Origin of the sequence: Candidatus Aeolococcus gillhamiae, assembly GCF_016464765.1 — a bacterium.
In the GTDB taxonomy this organism is placed as follows: Bacteria; Chloroflexota; Dormibacteria; order Aeolococcales; family Aeolococcaceae; genus Aeolococcus; species Aeolococcus gillhamiae.
Genome location: NZ_JAEKNS010000131.1, coordinates 31,679 through 47,643 on the forward strand (window position 1 = coordinate 31,679; position 15,965 = coordinate 47,643).

General features: G+C 68.7%; 14 protein-coding genes. 4 read left to right on the forward strand and 10 right to left on the reverse strand.

Annotated elements, in window-relative coordinates; translation table 11 throughout:
* Positions 1 to 39 precede the first annotated feature (39 nt).
* Complete coding sequence (gene rpe / locus JF886_RS12850) at positions 40 to 735, reverse strand: ribulose-phosphate 3-epimerase (RefSeq protein ID WP_337313074.1); 696 nt, start codon at positions 733 to 735, stop codon at positions 40 to 42.
* A gap of 124 nt (positions 736 to 859) precedes the next feature.
* Between rpe and JF886_RS12855 the strand changes: the two genes are divergently transcribed.
* From JF886_RS12855 to JF886_RS12865, 3 genes are all read left to right on the forward strand, one after another.
* Positions 860 to 2,101, forward strand: coding sequence for a sensor histidine kinase (locus tag JF886_RS12855; RefSeq protein ID WP_337313076.1), 1,242 nt, complete (start codon positions 860 to 862; stop codon positions 2,099 to 2,101).
* 100 nt (positions 2,102 to 2,201) lie between these two features.
* Complete coding sequence (locus JF886_RS12860; protein WP_337313079.1) at positions 2,202 to 2,804, forward strand: hemerythrin domain-containing protein; 603 nt, start codon at positions 2,202 to 2,204, stop codon at positions 2,802 to 2,804.
* A 12-nt stretch (positions 2,805 to 2,816) separates the two neighbouring features.
* Positions 2,817 to 3,914 (forward strand): PHP domain-containing protein, encoded by a 1,098-nt coding sequence (locus JF886_RS12865; protein WP_337313081.1) that lies wholly within the window; start codon positions 2,817 to 2,819, stop codon positions 3,912 to 3,914.
* A gap of 11 nt (positions 3,915 to 3,925) precedes the next feature.
* Here the strand turns inward: JF886_RS12865 and JF886_RS12870 are convergent, their stop codons facing one another.
* Entirely contained in the window at positions 3,926 to 4,702 is a 777-nt protein-coding gene (locus JF886_RS12870) for a DUF72 domain-containing protein (protein ID WP_337313083.1), read from the reverse strand.
* Positions 4,703 to 4,746: 44 nt separating this feature from the next.
* On the reverse strand, positions 4,747 to 4,914 hold the full coding sequence (locus JF886_RS12875; RefSeq protein WP_337313085.1) for a DUF5670 family protein: 168 nt from the start codon (positions 4,912 to 4,914) through the stop codon (positions 4,747 to 4,749).
* 134 nt (positions 4,915 to 5,048) lie between these two features.
* Here JF886_RS12875 and JF886_RS12880 point away from each other — a divergent pair, with 134 nt between their 5' ends.
* Complete coding sequence (locus JF886_RS12880) at positions 5,049 to 6,074, forward strand: PspA/IM30 family protein (RefSeq protein WP_337313087.1); 1,026 nt, start codon at positions 5,049 to 5,051, stop codon at positions 6,072 to 6,074.
* A gap of 13 nt (positions 6,075 to 6,087) precedes the next feature.
* Here JF886_RS12880 and JF886_RS12885 read toward each other — a convergent pair whose 3' ends face one another.
* From JF886_RS12885 to JF886_RS12915, 7 genes are all read right to left on the reverse strand, one after another.
* Entirely contained in the window at positions 6,088 to 6,489 is a 402-nt protein-coding gene (locus tag JF886_RS12885) for a hypothetical protein (RefSeq protein WP_337313089.1), read from the reverse strand.
* Between the two features lie 321 nt (positions 6,490 to 6,810).
* On the reverse strand, positions 6,811 to 7,527 hold the full coding sequence (gene pgl, locus JF886_RS12890) for a 6-phosphogluconolactonase (RefSeq protein WP_337313091.1): 717 nt from the start codon (positions 7,525 to 7,527) through the stop codon (positions 6,811 to 6,813).
* On the reverse strand, positions 7,524 to 8,591 hold the full coding sequence (locus JF886_RS12895) for a glucose-6-phosphate dehydrogenase assembly protein OpcA (RefSeq protein ID WP_337313093.1): 1,068 nt from the start codon (positions 8,589 to 8,591) through the stop codon (positions 7,524 to 7,526). The genes pgl and JF886_RS12895 overlap by 4 nt, the downstream gene beginning before the upstream one ends.
* Before the next feature lies 1 nt (position 8,592).
* Positions 8,593 to 10,194, reverse strand: coding sequence for a glucose-6-phosphate dehydrogenase (gene zwf / locus JF886_RS12900; protein WP_337313095.1), 1,602 nt, complete (start codon positions 10,192 to 10,194; stop codon positions 8,593 to 8,595).
* Positions 10,191 to 11,138: a phosphogluconate dehydrogenase (NAD(+)-dependent, decarboxylating) gene (gnd, locus tag JF886_RS12905; protein WP_337313097.1), complete on the reverse strand. Its 948-nt coding sequence runs from the start codon at positions 11,136 to 11,138 to the stop codon at positions 10,191 to 10,193. Before gnd ends, zwf begins: the two co-directional genes overlap by 4 nt.
* On the reverse strand, positions 11,138 to 13,975 hold the full coding sequence (locus JF886_RS12910; RefSeq protein ID WP_337313099.1) for a bifunctional transaldolase/phosoglucose isomerase: 2,838 nt from the start codon (positions 13,973 to 13,975) through the stop codon (positions 11,138 to 11,140). Before JF886_RS12910 ends, gnd begins: the two co-directional genes overlap by 1 nt.
* Positions 13,975 to 15,855: a transketolase gene (locus JF886_RS12915; protein WP_337313181.1), complete on the reverse strand. Its 1,881-nt coding sequence runs from the start codon at positions 15,853 to 15,855 to the stop codon at positions 13,975 to 13,977. Before JF886_RS12915 ends, JF886_RS12910 begins: the two co-directional genes overlap by 1 nt.
* Positions 15,856 to 15,965 lie beyond the last annotated feature (110 nt).

Below are 15,965 nucleotides of genomic sequence, written 5' to 3' on the forward strand. Positions count from 1 at the left end.
GCGATGGTACCGTCCGGTGGGAGCGCCGGCCGGGGATGATCAGCGGGGCGGCAGCGTCGCCGTGATCGCTCTGACGCCGGCCGCAGGCCCCTCGGCATGGCCGAACACCGCGGTTCCGGCGACGAGCACCGTGGCGCCGGCAGCGGCGCAGGCGGCGGCGTTGGAGGCCTCGACGCCTCCGTCCACCTCCACTTCCGTGGAGAGTCCCCGGCGATCGATCTCGCTGCGAAGCTCGGCGACCTTTTCCAAGGTGTGCGGGATGAGCTTCTGCCCCCCGAAACCCGGGTTGATGGTCATCACCAGGGCGAGGTCGCAGAGGTCGAGGACGTCGTGGAGCGTTCTCACCGGCGTGCTGGGATTGATGGCCGCGCCGGCGCGGCAGTCCAGCGCCCGGATCGATGACAGTGTCCGGTGGAGGTGCGGAGACACCTCCTGGTGGACGGTGATGCCGTCCGCGCCCGCCGAGGCGAACGTCTCGAGGTGCCTCTCCGGTTCGCGGATCATGAGGTGAAGCTCGAGCGGGAGGTCAGTCTCGCGTCGCAATGCGCGCACGGTGTCGGTGCCGAACGTGAAGTTGGGCACGAAGCTCCCGTCCATGACGTCGACGTGCAGGCGATTCACCCCACTCCCTTCAAGTGCGTGAACTGCGTCAGCCAGATGGGCGAAGTCGGCGGCGAGCAAGCTGGGAGCGATGCACAGCGCGTCGGAGCAGGCTCGCCAGTTCGGACGGGGCACATTTCCAGCCTACCCCATGATGGGCGCCTGCCACGGAACGGCCGCGTTCAAAGTGTGACTGATCGGTAGCGTACAGAATGGAAACGGCCCCGTCGCATAAAGTTAGTGTCCTGATGGTGGGAAGGTGACCTCTCGGCCGGTGGCGGCGGGCCTCGATGTGGAGCGCGCGCTCGGCGGTGCTGTCAGCGAGCTGGCGGCCGCGCTGCGTGGTGACGCGCGCCCAGCAGACGGCGGAGCGTCGCTGGCGGGGACCCTTGCCGAGCACGCCCTGACCGAATCGGTGCGCGGCTGCGCGGTGTGCGTCATCGATGGCACAGAGGCAGTGAGAGTGGTCGGGGTGGCGGGCCGCACCGGTGTCCTGACGGCGGGGTCGGTCTGGGAGTTGGCCGCCTCGCCCGTGCTCGAGGTTCTTGCCGGCGGTGAGAGGCTTCACCGCGTCGAACCGTCGGCCAGCGCGCTCGGGCAGGCACTGGGGGTGGCGGAAAGCGGGGAGTTGGTGGGGGCGGCCCTGCGGGTCGACGAGGATGACGCTGAGGGGCCGAGGCCGGTGGGTGCGTTGCTGCTGGTGCGTGACCGGCCTGCACCGCTGGCGGACGACGAGTCCGCGTTCATCGAGGACTACACGTCGCTGGCAGCGCTGGCCCTGCACAGCTCACGGCACACGGGCAGCCAGGTGGCGTCCGAGGCGATGCTCTCCTTCCTCAACTTGGTGGTCCACGACCTCCGCGCACCGCTCACGGTCCTCTCGGGGTACGTCGACCTGCTCCGCGCCGGAACCTTCGGCGAAGGCCCCAAGGCATGGGAGAAGCCGCTGGAGATGATCGCCGCCAAGGTCGGCGAAACCCATCGGCTCGTCGACGACATCCTGCTTGCCGCGCGTCTCGAGAGCGGCGCCGTGCCGCTCAGCATCGAGACACTCGACCTCAACGACGTGATCGCGCGGGCCGCTGTGCGCAGTGAGGCTCGCGCCGGGCTGGCCGCGGCGACGATCGAGACCAAGCGCAGCCCGCAGTCTGTGCTCGCGTCGGCCGACAGGTTTCAGGTGGATCGCATCGTCGACAACCTGATCAACAACGCCATCAACTACGGGGGCCACTCCCCGTGGATCCGACTGTCCGTCGATGACGCTCAGCCGCCCGCGATCCGCGTTGAGGACCGAGGCGTGGGCATCAGCCCCGAGCTTCATTCGCGCATCTTCGATCGGTTCTTCCGGGTCGATAATCGGATCCCCGGTACCGGGTTCGGCCTGCACGTCGGTCGAGTCCTTGCTGAGGCATGCGGGGGATCCCTGCGCGTCGAGCGCAGCGTCCCCGGCGAGGGCAGCGTGTTCCGCCTCGACCTGCCCACCGCCGCCGCGCCGAACTGACGCGCTCGATGCGCTTCGGTACGAGCGCATAGCATCGACGAGAGACGGTCAGGCCCATGTCGGCCGTTCGTGCTGTTGTTCAACAACGGGAGGCTCACCCATGCCGGCTCAGGACGGAATCGCGTTCCTGCGCGAGGATCATCGTGCGGTCAAGAAGCTCTTCAAGGAGTTCTCCGCCACCGGCGATCGCGCGTATGCGCAGCGCCGCCGGCTTGCGGACAGGATCATCACCGAGCTGTCCATCCACGCGGGCATCGAGGAGAACGTGCTGTATCCCCGCGCGCGTGTCGCGGTCCCCAAGTCGAACGATGATGTGCTCGAAGCTCTCGAAGAGCATCACGTCGTCAAGACCATCCTTGCCGAGCTCGAGAAGATGCAGCCCAGCGACGAGCGCTTCGCCCCCAAGATGAAGGTGCTCATCGAGAACGTCAAGCACCACATCGATGAGGAGGAGAGCGAGCTCTTCCCCAAGCTGCGCAAGGCGTTCTCCCGTGAGGATCTGATCGTGATGGGTGAGGACATGCGCGCCGCCAAGCGCGTGATGCCCACTCGCCCGCATCCGACCGCTCCCGACGAGCCTCCCGGCAGCATCACGGCGGCCGTGGTCTCGGCGCCGGTGGATGCGGCGCGCAAGACCGTCGGTGCCGCGGTCCGGCGCGGGCGCAAGGCGGTCGCCGGCGTGGTGGACGGATCGGGTCGGTGAGCCGGCGCGAGGGTGCGCGCGTCGCCTGACCCGCGCCCACCGGGTTCTGCACCGGGCAACGCGGACCTCTCGGAGTTGCTCGCCCGTGCTGCGGACGAGCAGGAGGAGGGCAGCCAGCGTCAGCGGGCAATGCGCCGTGCATCCCGCGCCGCACTCGGCTGGGACGTACCTGCAGCCGATGTGGTCGCTGCCGGACTGCCTCTGACGACCCTCGCGCGGGTCGGCCCGTGGCTCGCGCAATTCATTGGCGACTGGGTGGCCGCGGGCACCACCGCGCCGCCGGCGCCACCGCTGCGAAGCGGTTTCATGGCCCGTGCCGACGCGCTGCGCATCGTCGCCGGCGGCCAGGGCTGGTCATCCGCAGTCCGCTGTGACCTGCAGATGCACACGCTGAGCAGCGACGGCCACGCCTCACTGGAGGCCATGGCGCGACGATGCCTAGAGCTCGGCTACAGCCACATGGCCGTGACCGACCACTCCGAGGGCCTGCGCATCGCGCATGGTATGGACGCGACCACGCGCGCAGCGCAGGCGACTGAGGTGCGCGACCTCAACGCTCTGCTCGCCGCCGAGGGACACCCGTTCCGCGTCCTGCACGGCCTCGAGATGAACGTGGACCCGGAGGGCGGTGGAGACACCGACCCGGACGTCCTTGCCGGGCTCGACATCGTGCTCGGCGCCTTTCATTCCAAGCTGCGCCTGCCCGAGGACCAGACCGATCGCTACATCCGCGCGCTGCACAACCCCACTGTCGACGTGCTCGCGCACCCGCGGGGACGCATGTACGACCGTCGCCTCGGTCTCACAGCTCGGTGGGACGAGGTGTTCGAGGCCGCCGCAGAGCTCGGCGTCGCGCTCGAGGTGGACGCCTACCCGGACCGGCAGGACCTCGACGTCGAACTGCTGCGGCTGGCCGCCCGGCACGAGGTGTGGGTCGCGGTCGACACCGACGCGCACCATCCCGTCGACCTCGACGCAATGCCGCTGGGAATCGCCGCCCTCATCGTGGCGGGCATTCCGCGCGAGCGGGTCATCAACACGCTGGCTCATGACGCGCTCGTCGAGTGGGTCGCCGCCCGGCGCGCCCGCGCCCGCGCGCGAGCGCGCTAGTCAGCGGCGGCTCAGCCGACCGGAGCCTCATCCAGGCTGGGCACGCGCGTCGGCCTCAGCCCGGCGCGCGCAGCGTGGCGCGCGAAACGTACCGCGTCTCGCACCGCGCACCCCTGCGGGTCGTTGTTGAAGAACGTGTAGACCTCCTCCTCCGGGCTCCAGAGTTCGGCGATGCGCGCCGCCCACCTGCGCAGCGAGGCGTCGCCGTAGCACGGCCAGGGCGTCGCGCGACCCTCGTGAAGGCGCACGAATCCCCAGGACGCAGTGCGCCACATCGGCTGCTGCGGACGCCCGCGGCGATCGGTGAGGCAGAGCGCCGCGTCATGGTCACGCAGGCAGGCCGCGACCTCCCCGGTGTACCAGCTGGCATGGCGGAACTCGACGGCGATGCGGCAGCGTTCCGGAAAGCAGGCGAGCGCGGCGTCGAGGCGTGCGACGTCGCAGCGCATCGTTGGGGGCAGCTGGAGCAGCAAGGGACCCGTCTTGGCGGCCAGCGGGGCGGCACGTTCAAGAAAGAGTCGCACCGGGTCCTCGGGCTCGCGGAGCCGGCGGATGTGGGTCAGGTAACGGCTCAGCTTGAGCACGAACCGGAAATCCGCCGGCGTCTCCTCACCCCACCTCTGGAAGGTCTCCGCAGCGGGCAGGTTGTAGAAGGTGTTGTTCACCTCCACGCAGGCGAACCGATCGGCATAGTGCGCCAGCCAGGCGCGTTGTGGGAGACCGCGGGGATAGAAGCGTCCGCGCCACGACGCGTACTGCCATCCCGAGGTGCCGACGATCAGAGGCACCGCATCCTCCCCGGGTGGCTCGGTTGTGCCACGCGTCGCTCAGCTCAGGCGCGCAGCCTGCCCAGGACGCCGACGATGAGAGCCACGATGGCGATGATCAGGAGCACATGGATGGCGAAGCCGGCGACGTGCACGATCACCACCCCGATCAGCCAGAGGATCACCAGTACTGCCACCACGGCCACCAGGATCGCCACTGTCAACCTCCGCACCGTTCGGCTCCCCCGGGCATGATGGCAGGCCGTACCGGCCGCGGGCCGCACCGTGCGCGGTGCTTCGCCTGGCTCACCGCACTAGAATCGGGCCGCCGGCAACTCGCGCGACTCCAGGCCAGGAGGCACATCTCATGAGCGTTTTCCGACGCTTCAGCAACATCTTCCAGCAGAAGAGCAGCGCAGCTCTCGACCGCCTGGAGGATCCGTCCCAGGCGATCGACCTGTCGTACCAGCAGTTGCTCGAGCAGCAGCAGCGATTGCGCACCGCATTGGTGGAGGCGACCAGCGGCCAGAAGCGCCTGGAGAATCAGGCGGCCGAGATGGACAAGCGGATCGCGCAGCTCAACGGTGCGGCGCAGCAGGCCATGCAATCGGGCAAGGAGGACCTCGCCACCCAGGCGCTGACCCAAGCGGAAGTGCTCGGCCAGCAGCGTCAGCAGCTGAACCCGCAGATCCAGTCGATTGCGGCGCAGGTTGCCAAGCTCCAGCAAGGCATCCAGCGCTACCAAGCCAGGGTGCAGGCATTCGCGAGCCAGCGAGAGACGCTCAAAGCGTCGTATGAGGCGTCGAAGGCGACCAGCGCCGCCGGCGACACGCTCGCCGGGATTGGCGAGCACACATCTGACACGGCGATGATGATGCAGCGCGCGCAGGACAAGATCGCACGGTCACAGGCGCATGCGGACGCGGTCGACTCCCTGTTGGACAGCGGCGTGCTCGACGCCCCACTTCTGTCCGGAGGCGGAACGGCTCTCGACGACCAGATCACAGCGACGGTCGTGGAGAGCAACGTGCAAGCGAAGCTGGCGGCCATGAAGGCACAGCTCGGGCTTGCCGCACCGGCGGTCAGCGCAGCACTCCCGGAGGGGAGCATCGTGGTGCGCATCCACGGTGAGGAGCAGTACCGCATTGCCACCTCTGCTCGCCTACACCTCGACACCTACGACCAGCGGTTGGTCGCCGCCGTCCGCTCCGGTGACGACGCTGCATTTCACTCCGCTCTCGCCGACGCCACCGCCTTTGTCAAGTCCACGGGAACGCAGCTGTCACACGAGGACCTCTCCACGAGCGACATCATCCTGCCCAGTGCGGACATGTCCCTCGACGAGGTGAAGACGTTGCTGCAGCAGGAGAACCTGCTCGGCGAACCGGCCTGACCGCGGGGCCGGCTCAGCTCGTCATCGAGCGCAGCGCGGTCACCGCCGCGTTCCGTGTGCGCGCAGCCTGGGCGGCGCTGGTGAGCAGCGCTGCCGTCCAGCCGGCCACGTCCATCTCTCCAGACGTCGGCAGGCCGCCACCGACGCCATGGACCGCGTGGCTCTGATGACAGATCACCCGCTGCTGCGCAAGCTCGGCGACGAAGGTGTCGTCGCCGAGCTGGACGGTCACCCTGCGCGCCAGCCGGCGGTTCTTGAACATGCTGTGGTCGTGCTCGACGGTGGTGTTGTCAGGGAGGGCGTCGGTCAGGGCCGTGCACATCACCCGAAAGAAGACGGCAGCGTCCCGGGCATCCGATTGGAGGGATGCCGCCAGGGCGCTGAAGTCGGTTTCGGACGCAGCGTCATCGCTCACCGTTTCCTGCCTGATGATCGGGGTGCTGCGCGCGCCTTTGACCGCGCAGTCGCCGCGCTTTTCCTGCGCGGGCGCGCGGCGTGGGGCTTCGACCCCGCGGAACCACCCGCCGGGTCGGTGCGAGGCGGGGTGCTCGTCGCCCGTTCGGGGCGCTCGAGCTCGGTTGCGACAGCCTCGAGCACTCGACCCAGCCCGGCTGCGACCGAGGTGACACTGGCCGCCGCGGCCCGCAGAACCGCCGGGATCCCGCCGTCGTTCACTCTCCCACCGTAGCAGCAGAGGTGTCGCCACGGAAGTCCGCAATTGGCGACCGCCGCGGCGTCAGCCGATGGAACGAGCGGCGGCGGCGTCCAGGAACCAGACGAGCTCGCCGTTGTCCGGCCGTACCCGAGCGGCCGGTACGGTGCCGTCGATCACGCCCCGCAGCGCGTCCGCTTTGGGGGCGCCGGTCACCACGAACGCGACGCTCGCCGCGGCGTTGAGCGCGGGCAGTGTCAGTGTCAGGCGCTCGTACGGAGGATAGGTGGCCCGGCTCGGCGTCGCCCAGGTGTCTGCGACGCTCAGAGCGGCGGTGCCGGGGAAGAGAGAGGCGGTGTGGCCGTCGGAACCGAGCCCGAGGAGGACCACGTCGAGACGCGGTGGGCGCCCGCACTCCTCCTCGAGCAGCCGCGCGTAGTCGGCCGCGACAGCCTGGAGGTCGGGCCGCTCAGCCTCCATGCGGTGCACGTGTTCGCTGGGGACGGGCACCTTGGACAGCAGGGTGTCGACGACCAGCCGGTAGTTGCTCTGCCCATCGTCCGGTGGCACCGCGCGTTCGTCGCCCCAGTACACATGCCAGTGCTGCCAGTCGATGCTGGTGCGAAACGTAGACGATGCCAGCGCCTCGTACAGGAAGTGCGGGGTGTTCCCGCCGGTGACGGCGATTCGGAACCTCTCCACGTCGCGACACAGTCGCGCGATCCAGCCGGCCGCCTCGGCGGCCACCGCGATCGGGTCGGTGAGGACCCGGACTTCTCCGGGCAGCTCACCGCTGCTCATCCCTGTTCTGCGGAGAGCGACCCCGCACTGTGCAGCGCGGCGCGGTACACCGTGTCCTCCCCGCTGCCCTCGAGCAGGCGGCCGACGAGGTCGATCGTGTCCAGCTCCGCGAAGGGCACAGCCCGCTCGGCGGTGAGCCCACCGTCCACGTCGATGACGGTGTGCAGCGCCGCGTCGCGACGCTCGAGCGTCACCAGTGCCTCGTGGCCGCCGGCGCGGCAGTGTACGGCGATGCGCACGATGTCGTGGGCGCTGACATCTTCGTCGTGGCGTGAGGCGGCGATCACGCGGGGACCGTCCGACGACGTCGGCCAGTCGAGCCTGCTGGCCAGCCAGCCGGCGACCAGCCAGGTCTGCGCGGAGATCCGGCCGCCGCTGCACTCCACGTCGACGCGGGTGATGCCGCGCACGAACCGCCGCATCTCCTCGCCGTCGAACGACTCGGCGAGGAGCTGCCGCCAGATCCGGGTGCGCTCCCAGGCGACGTCGCAGAGCGAGATGGCGTCGCCAACCGCCTCCAGCTCGTCGGAGAGCATGCGCAGCGTTCCCCTGTGATCCTCGTACTCCCCACTGTCGATGATCAGCCGCTCGCAGATCGCCACGGCGTCCTGGCCGAATGCCTGGTGCAGCGGTGGCGCGCCGACGAGCCAGACGTACACCGGGATGTCGGGAACGAGCAGCGGCGTCACCACGCTCGCCATGTGGTACGCGGCCTGCCCGCCGACATGAAGACGGACCTGCTCGGCACACACCTGGCCCTCGTCGACAGCTGAGCACTGCAGCGACAGGTCGGCCTCCATCTGGTCGGGGCCTTCCGGGTCGGCGAGGATGATGATCGCGCGGGCGGGATGCCTGGCCCCGAGACGGCCCACCGCCTGGGTGGCCAGGTCGGCGCTATCGACGTCGATGCACGCGGCCACGAGGTTGAGCACCGAGAGCCGCACCACGCCGCCCTCGATGCCGCCGCTGCGGAGCATCTCCCGGTGCATGTCGGCGAGCACTCGGTTCACCGCGTGCAACCCGCTGGCATGCGTGACCTGCAGCGGCGCACCGACGGAGGTCATCTCACAGGCGCCGCCACTGGCGGCCGTCGCGAGCCATGAAGTCCCTGGCGCTCTGCGGGCCCCAGGTACCGGCCTCGTAGTTGGGGAACTCGTCCACCTTGGGTGGGTGTGCCCGCCAGCCGTCGAGGATGGCGGTGCAGAAGCGCCATGCCTCCTCCACCTCGTCCTCGCGCGCGAACAGGGTGGTGTCGCCGAGCATGCAGTCGAGAAGGAGGCGCTCGTACGCCTCGGGCGACTCCTTGAGGAAAGCACTGTCGTATAGGAAGTCCATGTTGACCGTGCGGATGCGCATCGACTGCCCTGGCACCTTGGCGCTGAAGCGCAGCGTGATGCCCTCGTCCGGCTGGATGCGAAGCACCAGAAGGTTGGGATCGATGCTGTCCGAGGGCAGCAGCCCGGACGGCATGGCCACGTTGCCGCCAAAGGGGGAGTGGGGCACACGCCGGAACTGGATGGCGATCTCGGTCGCCCGCTTGGGAAGGCGCTTGCCGGTACGCAGGTAGAACGGCGTCCCCGCCCACCGCCAGTTGTCGATCTCGACCTTGACGGCGACAAAGCTCTCTCGCACCGAGTCCTTTCTGACGCCCTCCTCCTCGCGATACCCGACCTCGCGTTCACCGTCGATCCATCCCGGCCCGTACTGCCCGCGCACGGTGTGCAGCGGCGCGTCGTCAGGGTGGATCGGGCGCACCGCCCGGAGCAGCTTCACCTTCTCGTCGCGAACCGTCTCGGCGCGGAAGTTACTGGGCGCCTCCATGCCGACGATGGCCATGAGCTGCATGACGTGGTTCTGGATGATGTCGCGGAGCGCGCCCGATTCCTCGTAGTACCCGCCGCGACCCTCGACGCCGATGTTCTCGGCGACGGTGATCTGCACGTGGTCGATGTACTGGCGGCTCCACAGCGGCTCGAAGATGCCGTTGGCGAAGCGGAAGACGAGCAGGTTCTGGACCGTCTCCTTGCCGAGGTAGTGGTCGATGCGGTAGATCTGCTCCTCGGTGAAGGCGACGTGGAGCTTGCCGTTGAGCTCGCGCGCGCTCTCCAGGTTGTGCCCGAACGGCTTCTCCACGACCATGCGCGCGAAGTTGCCACCCTCCTGGGCCGACAGGCCTTCGGCGCCGAGCCGTTCCGCCAGCGGCGCGAAGGCGCTTGGTGGTACCGAGAAGTAGAAGATGCGGTTGCCGGCCGTGCCGCGCTCACGGTCGAGCTCTTCGAGGGTGTCGCGGATCGCCTTGAGGCCGTCGTCGGCGTCGAGGTCGAACGAGCAGTAGCGCAGGCCGTCCGCGAAGACGCTCCAGACGTCGTCTCGCAGAGCCACGCGCCCGTACTTCTTGACGCTCTCGCGCATCAACTCGCGGAACTCGTCGGTGGACTGTTCCGTGCGGCCGGCGCCGAGGATGCTGAAGCCCGGGGGCAACTGCCCGTCGGCGGCGAGCGCGTACAGCGCGGGCATCAGCTTGCGCTTGGTGAGGTCGCCCGTGGCTCCGAAGATCACCACCACGCACGGCAGCGGGACGCGCCCCTGGCGCAGGCCTTCGCTAAGCGGATTGGACTGCGCAGGCGCCTCGAGGGTGACCGCGCCCTTGACCTCGGTCTCGGTCACTGCGTCATCGCTGTGGAGGCCGGTGGACCGTTGCCCTTGTCCTCGGTCTTCACGGCGTGGCCACCGAACTCGTTGCGCAGGGCGGCGATCACCTTGTTGCCGAACCCGTCGGGCTGACGGGACTGGTAGCGGGCCATCAGGGACAGCACGAGGACCGGTGCCGGCACCGAGAGGTTCATGGCCTCGTCGATGGTCCAGCGGCCCTCGCCGGAATCGTCCACCCAGCCACGCAGCGAGTCGAGCTGGGGGTCCTTCTCGAAGGCGCTCTCAGCGAGCTCGAGGAGCCATGAGCGCACCACGCTTCCCTGGTTCCAGAGGTGCGCGATGGCGTGCAGGTCGAGGCCGGGAAAGTCCTTGCTGGCATGGAGGATGTTGAAGCCTTCCGCGTAGGCCTGGAGCATCCCGTACTCGATGCCGTTGTGGACCATCTTCACGTAGTGCCCGCTGCCTGCCGGGCCGACATGCAGGAAGCCGTCCTTGGGCGCGAGGGTCTCGAAGATCGGTCGAAGCCTCTCCACGGCGTCGGTGTCACCACCCACCATCAGGCAGTAGCCGACGCTCAGCCCCCAGATGCCCCCGCTGGTGCCCGCGTCGATGAAGGTGATGCCCCTGTCGGCGCAGCGCTGCGCTCGGGCGACGGTGTCATGCCAGTTGCTGTTGCCTCCGTCGACGATGGCGTCGCCGCGCTCGAGGGTGTCGAGGAGCGTGTCGATGACCTGCTCGGTGATCTCCCCGGCAGGAACCATGATCCACACCGCCCGCGGCGCTGCCAACTGCGGCGCGAGGTCGGTGAGGCTGGCCACCGCGGTCGCTCCGAGCGCCTCGGCAGCAACGCGGGCCTCCGGGTCGCGATCGAACGCGACGACTGCGTGGTCGCCGTCGCGACGCAGCCGGTGGACCATGTTCGCGCCCATGCGTCCGAGACCCACGAACCCGATCTGCATCACCGCGCTCCGGTGGCGGCGTGGATCACCGAGTCGGTGAGCCGGCTCAGACCGACCGCGAGGTCGCCGCCGATGTGCAGGCGGATGACGCGGCGCGCATGGTCACGCAGGGATTGCAGGTCACCCTCGGCCTGCGCCTGCTTGAGGATCGAGAAGGTGAAGGGCTGGTCGGGGATGGGGACGTCGACGGCATCGTCCGCGGTGATCTGGATGTAGAGGCCCGTGCCAGGACCGCCCTTGTGCAGCTGTCCAGTGCTGTGCAGGAACCGTGGTCCGAAGCCCAGCGTGGTGGCGACGCGATGCTCGTCGCGGATGGCCACTCGCAGACGCTGCAGAGCCGCCTCGTTCTCCGCGTTCGGCGTCACGTATGCCATCAGCGCCACGTAGTCGCCGGGGCGCACAGCCGAGAGGAATTCCGTCAGCGTGCCGTCGATGTCCCCTCGTCCCGGGGCACCGAACACGGCGATTCCGTCATCGCTAGCGGTCGCCGACTCGTCGGTGAAGGTGCCACTCTTCACGTACTGCTCGAGCACGCGCTTGGTGTTGTCCTTCGACTCCTGGACGTTGGGCTCGTCGAACGGATCGATCTCCAGTGCAGCGCCCGCCACGGCGGTGGCGAACTCCCAGGCAAAGAATTCGGCGGCGAGGTCGAGCAGGTCGTCGAGCTGCATAGTGATCTGGGGGATTCCCGCGCTGCGCAGCGCGCCCACCTCGGCGTCGAACTCGGGGTGGTCGTCGCGAAGCCGCAGCACGGTGAGGATGCGGTCGTCCCCGTAGACACCGGGCTGTCCGATGGGCTCGTCGCCGATGGGGATCAGCCCCTTGCCCTCCTTGCCCGTGCTCTCAGCGATCAGCTGCTCGGCCCACAGTGAGAAGGCGGCGATGCGCGGCGGTGCCAGGATGGTGACCTTGTCGCGGCCGCTTCGCTTGAGGAGCCCGAGGACAGTGCCGAGGGCCAGCCCGGGGCTGAGGTCGGCGGGGGTCCCGGGATGGGACTGCAGCCGCATCCGGTCGGCACGGTCGAGGAACGCCTCCACGTCGATCCCGATGATTGCCGCCGGTACCAGCCCGAAGTAGCTGAGCGCGGAGTAGCGACCACCGATGTCGGCGAGGTTCTCGAAGACATGGCGGAACTTTCGCTCGGCAGCGGTGCCGGCGAGAGCCGACCCGGGGTCGGTGATGCAGATGAAGTGCTGGCCCGCGTTCAGGACTCCAGCGGTTGTCAGCCACTGCCAGAAATGCGCGAGGTGGCTGAGCGTTTCCAGGGTGGTGCCCGACTTCGACGCCACGATGAACATCGTGGTGCGAGGATCCAATCGCTCCGTGAGCTCCGCGATGGTGGCTGGATCGGTGGTGTCGAGCACGTGCAGCTCGGGCTGGCCGGCAGCGCTGCCGAAGGATGTGCGCAGCACTTCGGGGCACAGACTGCTGCCGCCCATGCCGAGCAGCACACAGTTGCGGAATCCCGCCTGCTGCACCTCCGCGGTCAACCCGATCAGCCGGGGCAACTCGCCGCGCATGGTGTCGATGACGTCGAGCCAGCCCAGCCGGTTCTCGATGATCTTGGCGTGGGCCGCATCGCCCGTCTTCCAGAGGTCGGGGTCGCGATCCCAGACCCGGCGCGCCACCTCGCGTGGAGCATCGGTGTGCAGCGCGCCGAGCACCGCGTCAGTGCTGGTGGCCAGGTCGAGGTACTGGCGGCTCCCGTAGCCGCCGCGCATGGCGTCGACCTTCTCGGCGATGCCGCGGATGAGCTCATCGTACGAGTCGGCGAACGACGTGACGCCGGCGTCGAGGAGGTCGGCGGTGACCTTCTCCATGTCGATGCCCACCTCGGCGAGCTGCTCCATGACCCGCTTGGCGCCCGCGTAGTCCCGGTTGACCGTGTTGCCGTCGACGATGCCATGGTCGCGGAAGGCGGTGATCGTCGACGGCGGCATGGTGTCCACTGTGTCCGGTCCCACCAGGGCTTCCGCGTACACGACGTCGCGATACTTGGGGTTCTTGGCGCTGGTGCTGGCCCACAGCGGTCGCTGCACCGGGCCCCCGGCCTCGGCGAGGGGAGCGAACTCGGGGCCGCGAAAGTAGCTCTCGAACTTCTCGTACGCGAGCACGGCGTTGGCGATGGCGGCCTTGCCGAGCAGGTCCTCGAGCGTGGCGTTGCCCGGGTCAGCGGCGAGCTTCTCCTCGATGAGCTTGTCAACGGCGGTGTCGACGCGGCTCACGAAGAAGGACGCCACTGAATGGACGTCGAGCGACCGCCCCTCTTCCTGTCTGGCCTTGAATGCATTGATGTACGCGTTGATGACGTTGTCGTACGACTCCAGGGCGAAGATGAGCGTGACGTTGATGTTCACCCCCGCCGTCAGCGCACTCTGGATGGCCGGCACGCCCTCGGTGGTGGCGGGGATCTTGACCATCACGTTGGGGCGGTCCACACGCTTGTTGAACTCCTTCGCGTAGGTGACGCTGCGTTCGGTGCTGTGCGCCGCCTCCGGTGGCACCTCGAGGCTGACGTAGCCGTCCGCCCCTTTGGTGCGGTCGTGCACCGGTCGGAGGATGTCGGCGGCGCGCTGGATGTCGGTCACCGCCAGCCCCATGAAGATCTCTTCGGGGTCGTCGACGCCGGCGGCGAGGAGCTCGCGGATCTGGTCGTCGTACTGGGTGCCCTCGGCGATCGCCTTCTGGAAGATGGTCGGATTGCTGGTCATCCCAGTGACGTTGTCCTCGGCGATCATGCGCTCGAGCTCGCCACCGGTCAGCAGGTCGCGGCTGATGTAGTCGAGCCAGATCGACTGACCCTGGCCGGCGAGCTGCTGGAGCGGGTTGGCCGCCATCAGTGCGCCTCTTTGACCAGCGATCGCGCCGCCGCAACGATGGCATCGGCGTCGATGCCGGCGGCCGCCATCAGCTCGGCCGGGGTGCCGGATCGCGGGAGGCCGCGCACGGCGAGATGGACGACGTGGCGTGGATGGGTCTCGGCGGCGAGCGCCTCGAGCACGGCGCTGGCGATGCCGCCCTCCGGGTAGTGGTCCTCCACGATGACGATCCGGCCGGCGGTCGCAGCCGACGCTTCACCGACCGTGCGCGCGTCGACCGGCTTGATCGAGTAGAGATCGATGACCCGGCAGTGCACGCCGTCTGCGGCGAGCCGCTCGGCGGCGGCGAGGCAGTTGTGCACCGTGACCCCTGCACCGATCAGCGTCACCGCATCCTCGTCGCTGCTGCGCAGCACCTTCGACCGCCCGATCTCGAACTCCTCGTCGTTGTCGTATAGCGTCGGGTAGGCACCGCGGGTGGTGCGCATGTACAGGATGCCGTCGGTGCTCGCCATGTGCAGCACCAGCTTTGCCGTGGAGACGGGGTCGCTGGGGTACAGGACGATCGAGCTGTGCACAGCGCGCATGGCGGCGATGTCCTCGAGGGCCATCTGCGAGGGGCCGTCGGCCCCGATCTCGCTGCCGGCGTGCGATCCGACCAGCCGGATGTTGGCTCCGGAAACGCCCGCCATGCGGATGAAGTCATAGGCGCGGCTGAAGAAGGCCGCAAATGTCGACGCGAACGGAACCAGCCGGCGCACGCTCATGCCCACGGCCGAGGCCACCAGCTGCTGCTCGGCGATGAACATCTCGAAGAAGCGCTCCGGGTAGGCCTTCTGGAACTCCTCGGAGTACGTCGAGTTGCTCACCTCACCGTCGAGCGCGACCACGTCGGCGCGCGCCCCGAGGGCCGCCAGCGCGTCTCCGTACGCCTTGCGGGTGGCCACCTTGTCGTCCTTCGAGTACCTGGGGAGGTTGATGGTGACGCCGCCCCCGCGACGCACCGCCGACTCGCCCGGCTCGGGCAGCGGCGAGTCCACGTGCAGGTCGCGGATGCCTCCGAGCTCGGCGATGGCGCGCTCAGCCATGTCCTCCGGGAGGGGCTTGCCGTGCCAGTTGTCCTTGTTCTCGATCTCGCTGAACCCCTTGCCCTTGATGGTGCGGGCCAGCACGACCGTCGGGCGCTCGCGTTCCGCACGCGCGGTCGCCAGCGCCTCGTCGATCTGCTCGATGTCGTGGCCGTCGATGACCAGGGCGCGACAGCCGAATGCCTCGACGCGCCGCGCGTACGTCGCCATGTTCCACTCGAACTCTGTGGGTCCGCGCTGGCCGAGGCGGTTGACGTCGACGATGGCGGTGAAGTTGTTGAGGCTGTAATGACCGGCCTTGTCGAGGCCCTCCCAGATGGAGCCCTCGGCGATCTCGGAGTCACCGCAGACGGTCCACACATGGAATGGCAGCCGGTCGACCGCGCGCCCCGCCAGGGCGACTCCGACCGCGATCGGCAGGCCCTGGCCGAGCGAGCCGGTAGCGACGTCGACCCACGGAAGGACGGGTGTAGGGTGACCCTGGAGGCGCGACCCATGGGTGCGGTAGGTCATCAGCTCGGCGTCGTCGATGGCCCCGCACGCCTTGAACAGGGCATAGATGAGGGGCGACGCGTGTCCCTTGGAGAAGATGAGGTGGTCGTTGTTGTCGAGGGTGGGGTTCTTCCAGTCGTAGCGGAGGTGACGGGCGATCAGCACGGCGAGGAGGTCACTCGCCGACATGCTCGAGCTGGGGTGCCCCGATCCGGCCTTGGTGCTGGCCCGGATCCCATCAACGCGCAGCTGCTGACCGAGATCGCGCAGGAACGCGAGATCCTCAGCAGTCAGAGACTTCTCGAGACTGCCAGTCATCGCCATGTCACGACCTCCGGGGTTGCTTCCTGATCCGTTCCTACTCATCATGCCGCGCCAGCGCTGACCGCCGCAGGCGGCGGTCAGCATGCCCGGGGGAGCCGCCTGGC

Excerpts from the sequence above, each read along its gene's own strand:
- pgl (WP_337313091.1), bottom strand. The coding sequence starts at position 7,527 with ATGAGCAGCGGTGAGCTGCCCGGAGAAGTCCGGGTCCTCACCGACCCG.
- JF886_RS12860 (WP_337313079.1), top strand. The coding sequence starts at position 2,202 with ATGCCGGCTCAGGACGGAATCGCGTTCCTGCGCGAGGATCATCGTGCG.
- JF886_RS12910 (WP_337313099.1), bottom strand. The coding sequence starts at position 13,975 with ATGGCGGCCAACCCGCTCCAGCAGCTCGCCGGCCAGGGTCAGTCGATC.
- JF886_RS12880 (WP_337313087.1), top strand. The coding sequence starts at position 5,049 with ATGAGCGTTTTCCGACGCTTCAGCAACATCTTCCAGCAGAAGAGCAGC.
- JF886_RS12915 (WP_337313181.1), bottom strand. The coding sequence starts at position 15,855 with ATGACTGGCAGTCTCGAGAAGTCTCTGACTGCTGAGGATCTCGCGTTC.
- gnd (WP_337313097.1), bottom strand. The coding sequence starts at position 11,138 with ATGCAGATCGGGTTCGTGGGTCTCGGACGCATGGGCGCGAACATGGTC.
- JF886_RS12895 (WP_337313093.1), bottom strand. The coding sequence starts at position 8,591 with ATGACCTCCGTCGGTGCGCCGCTGCAGGTCACGCATGCCAGCGGGTTG.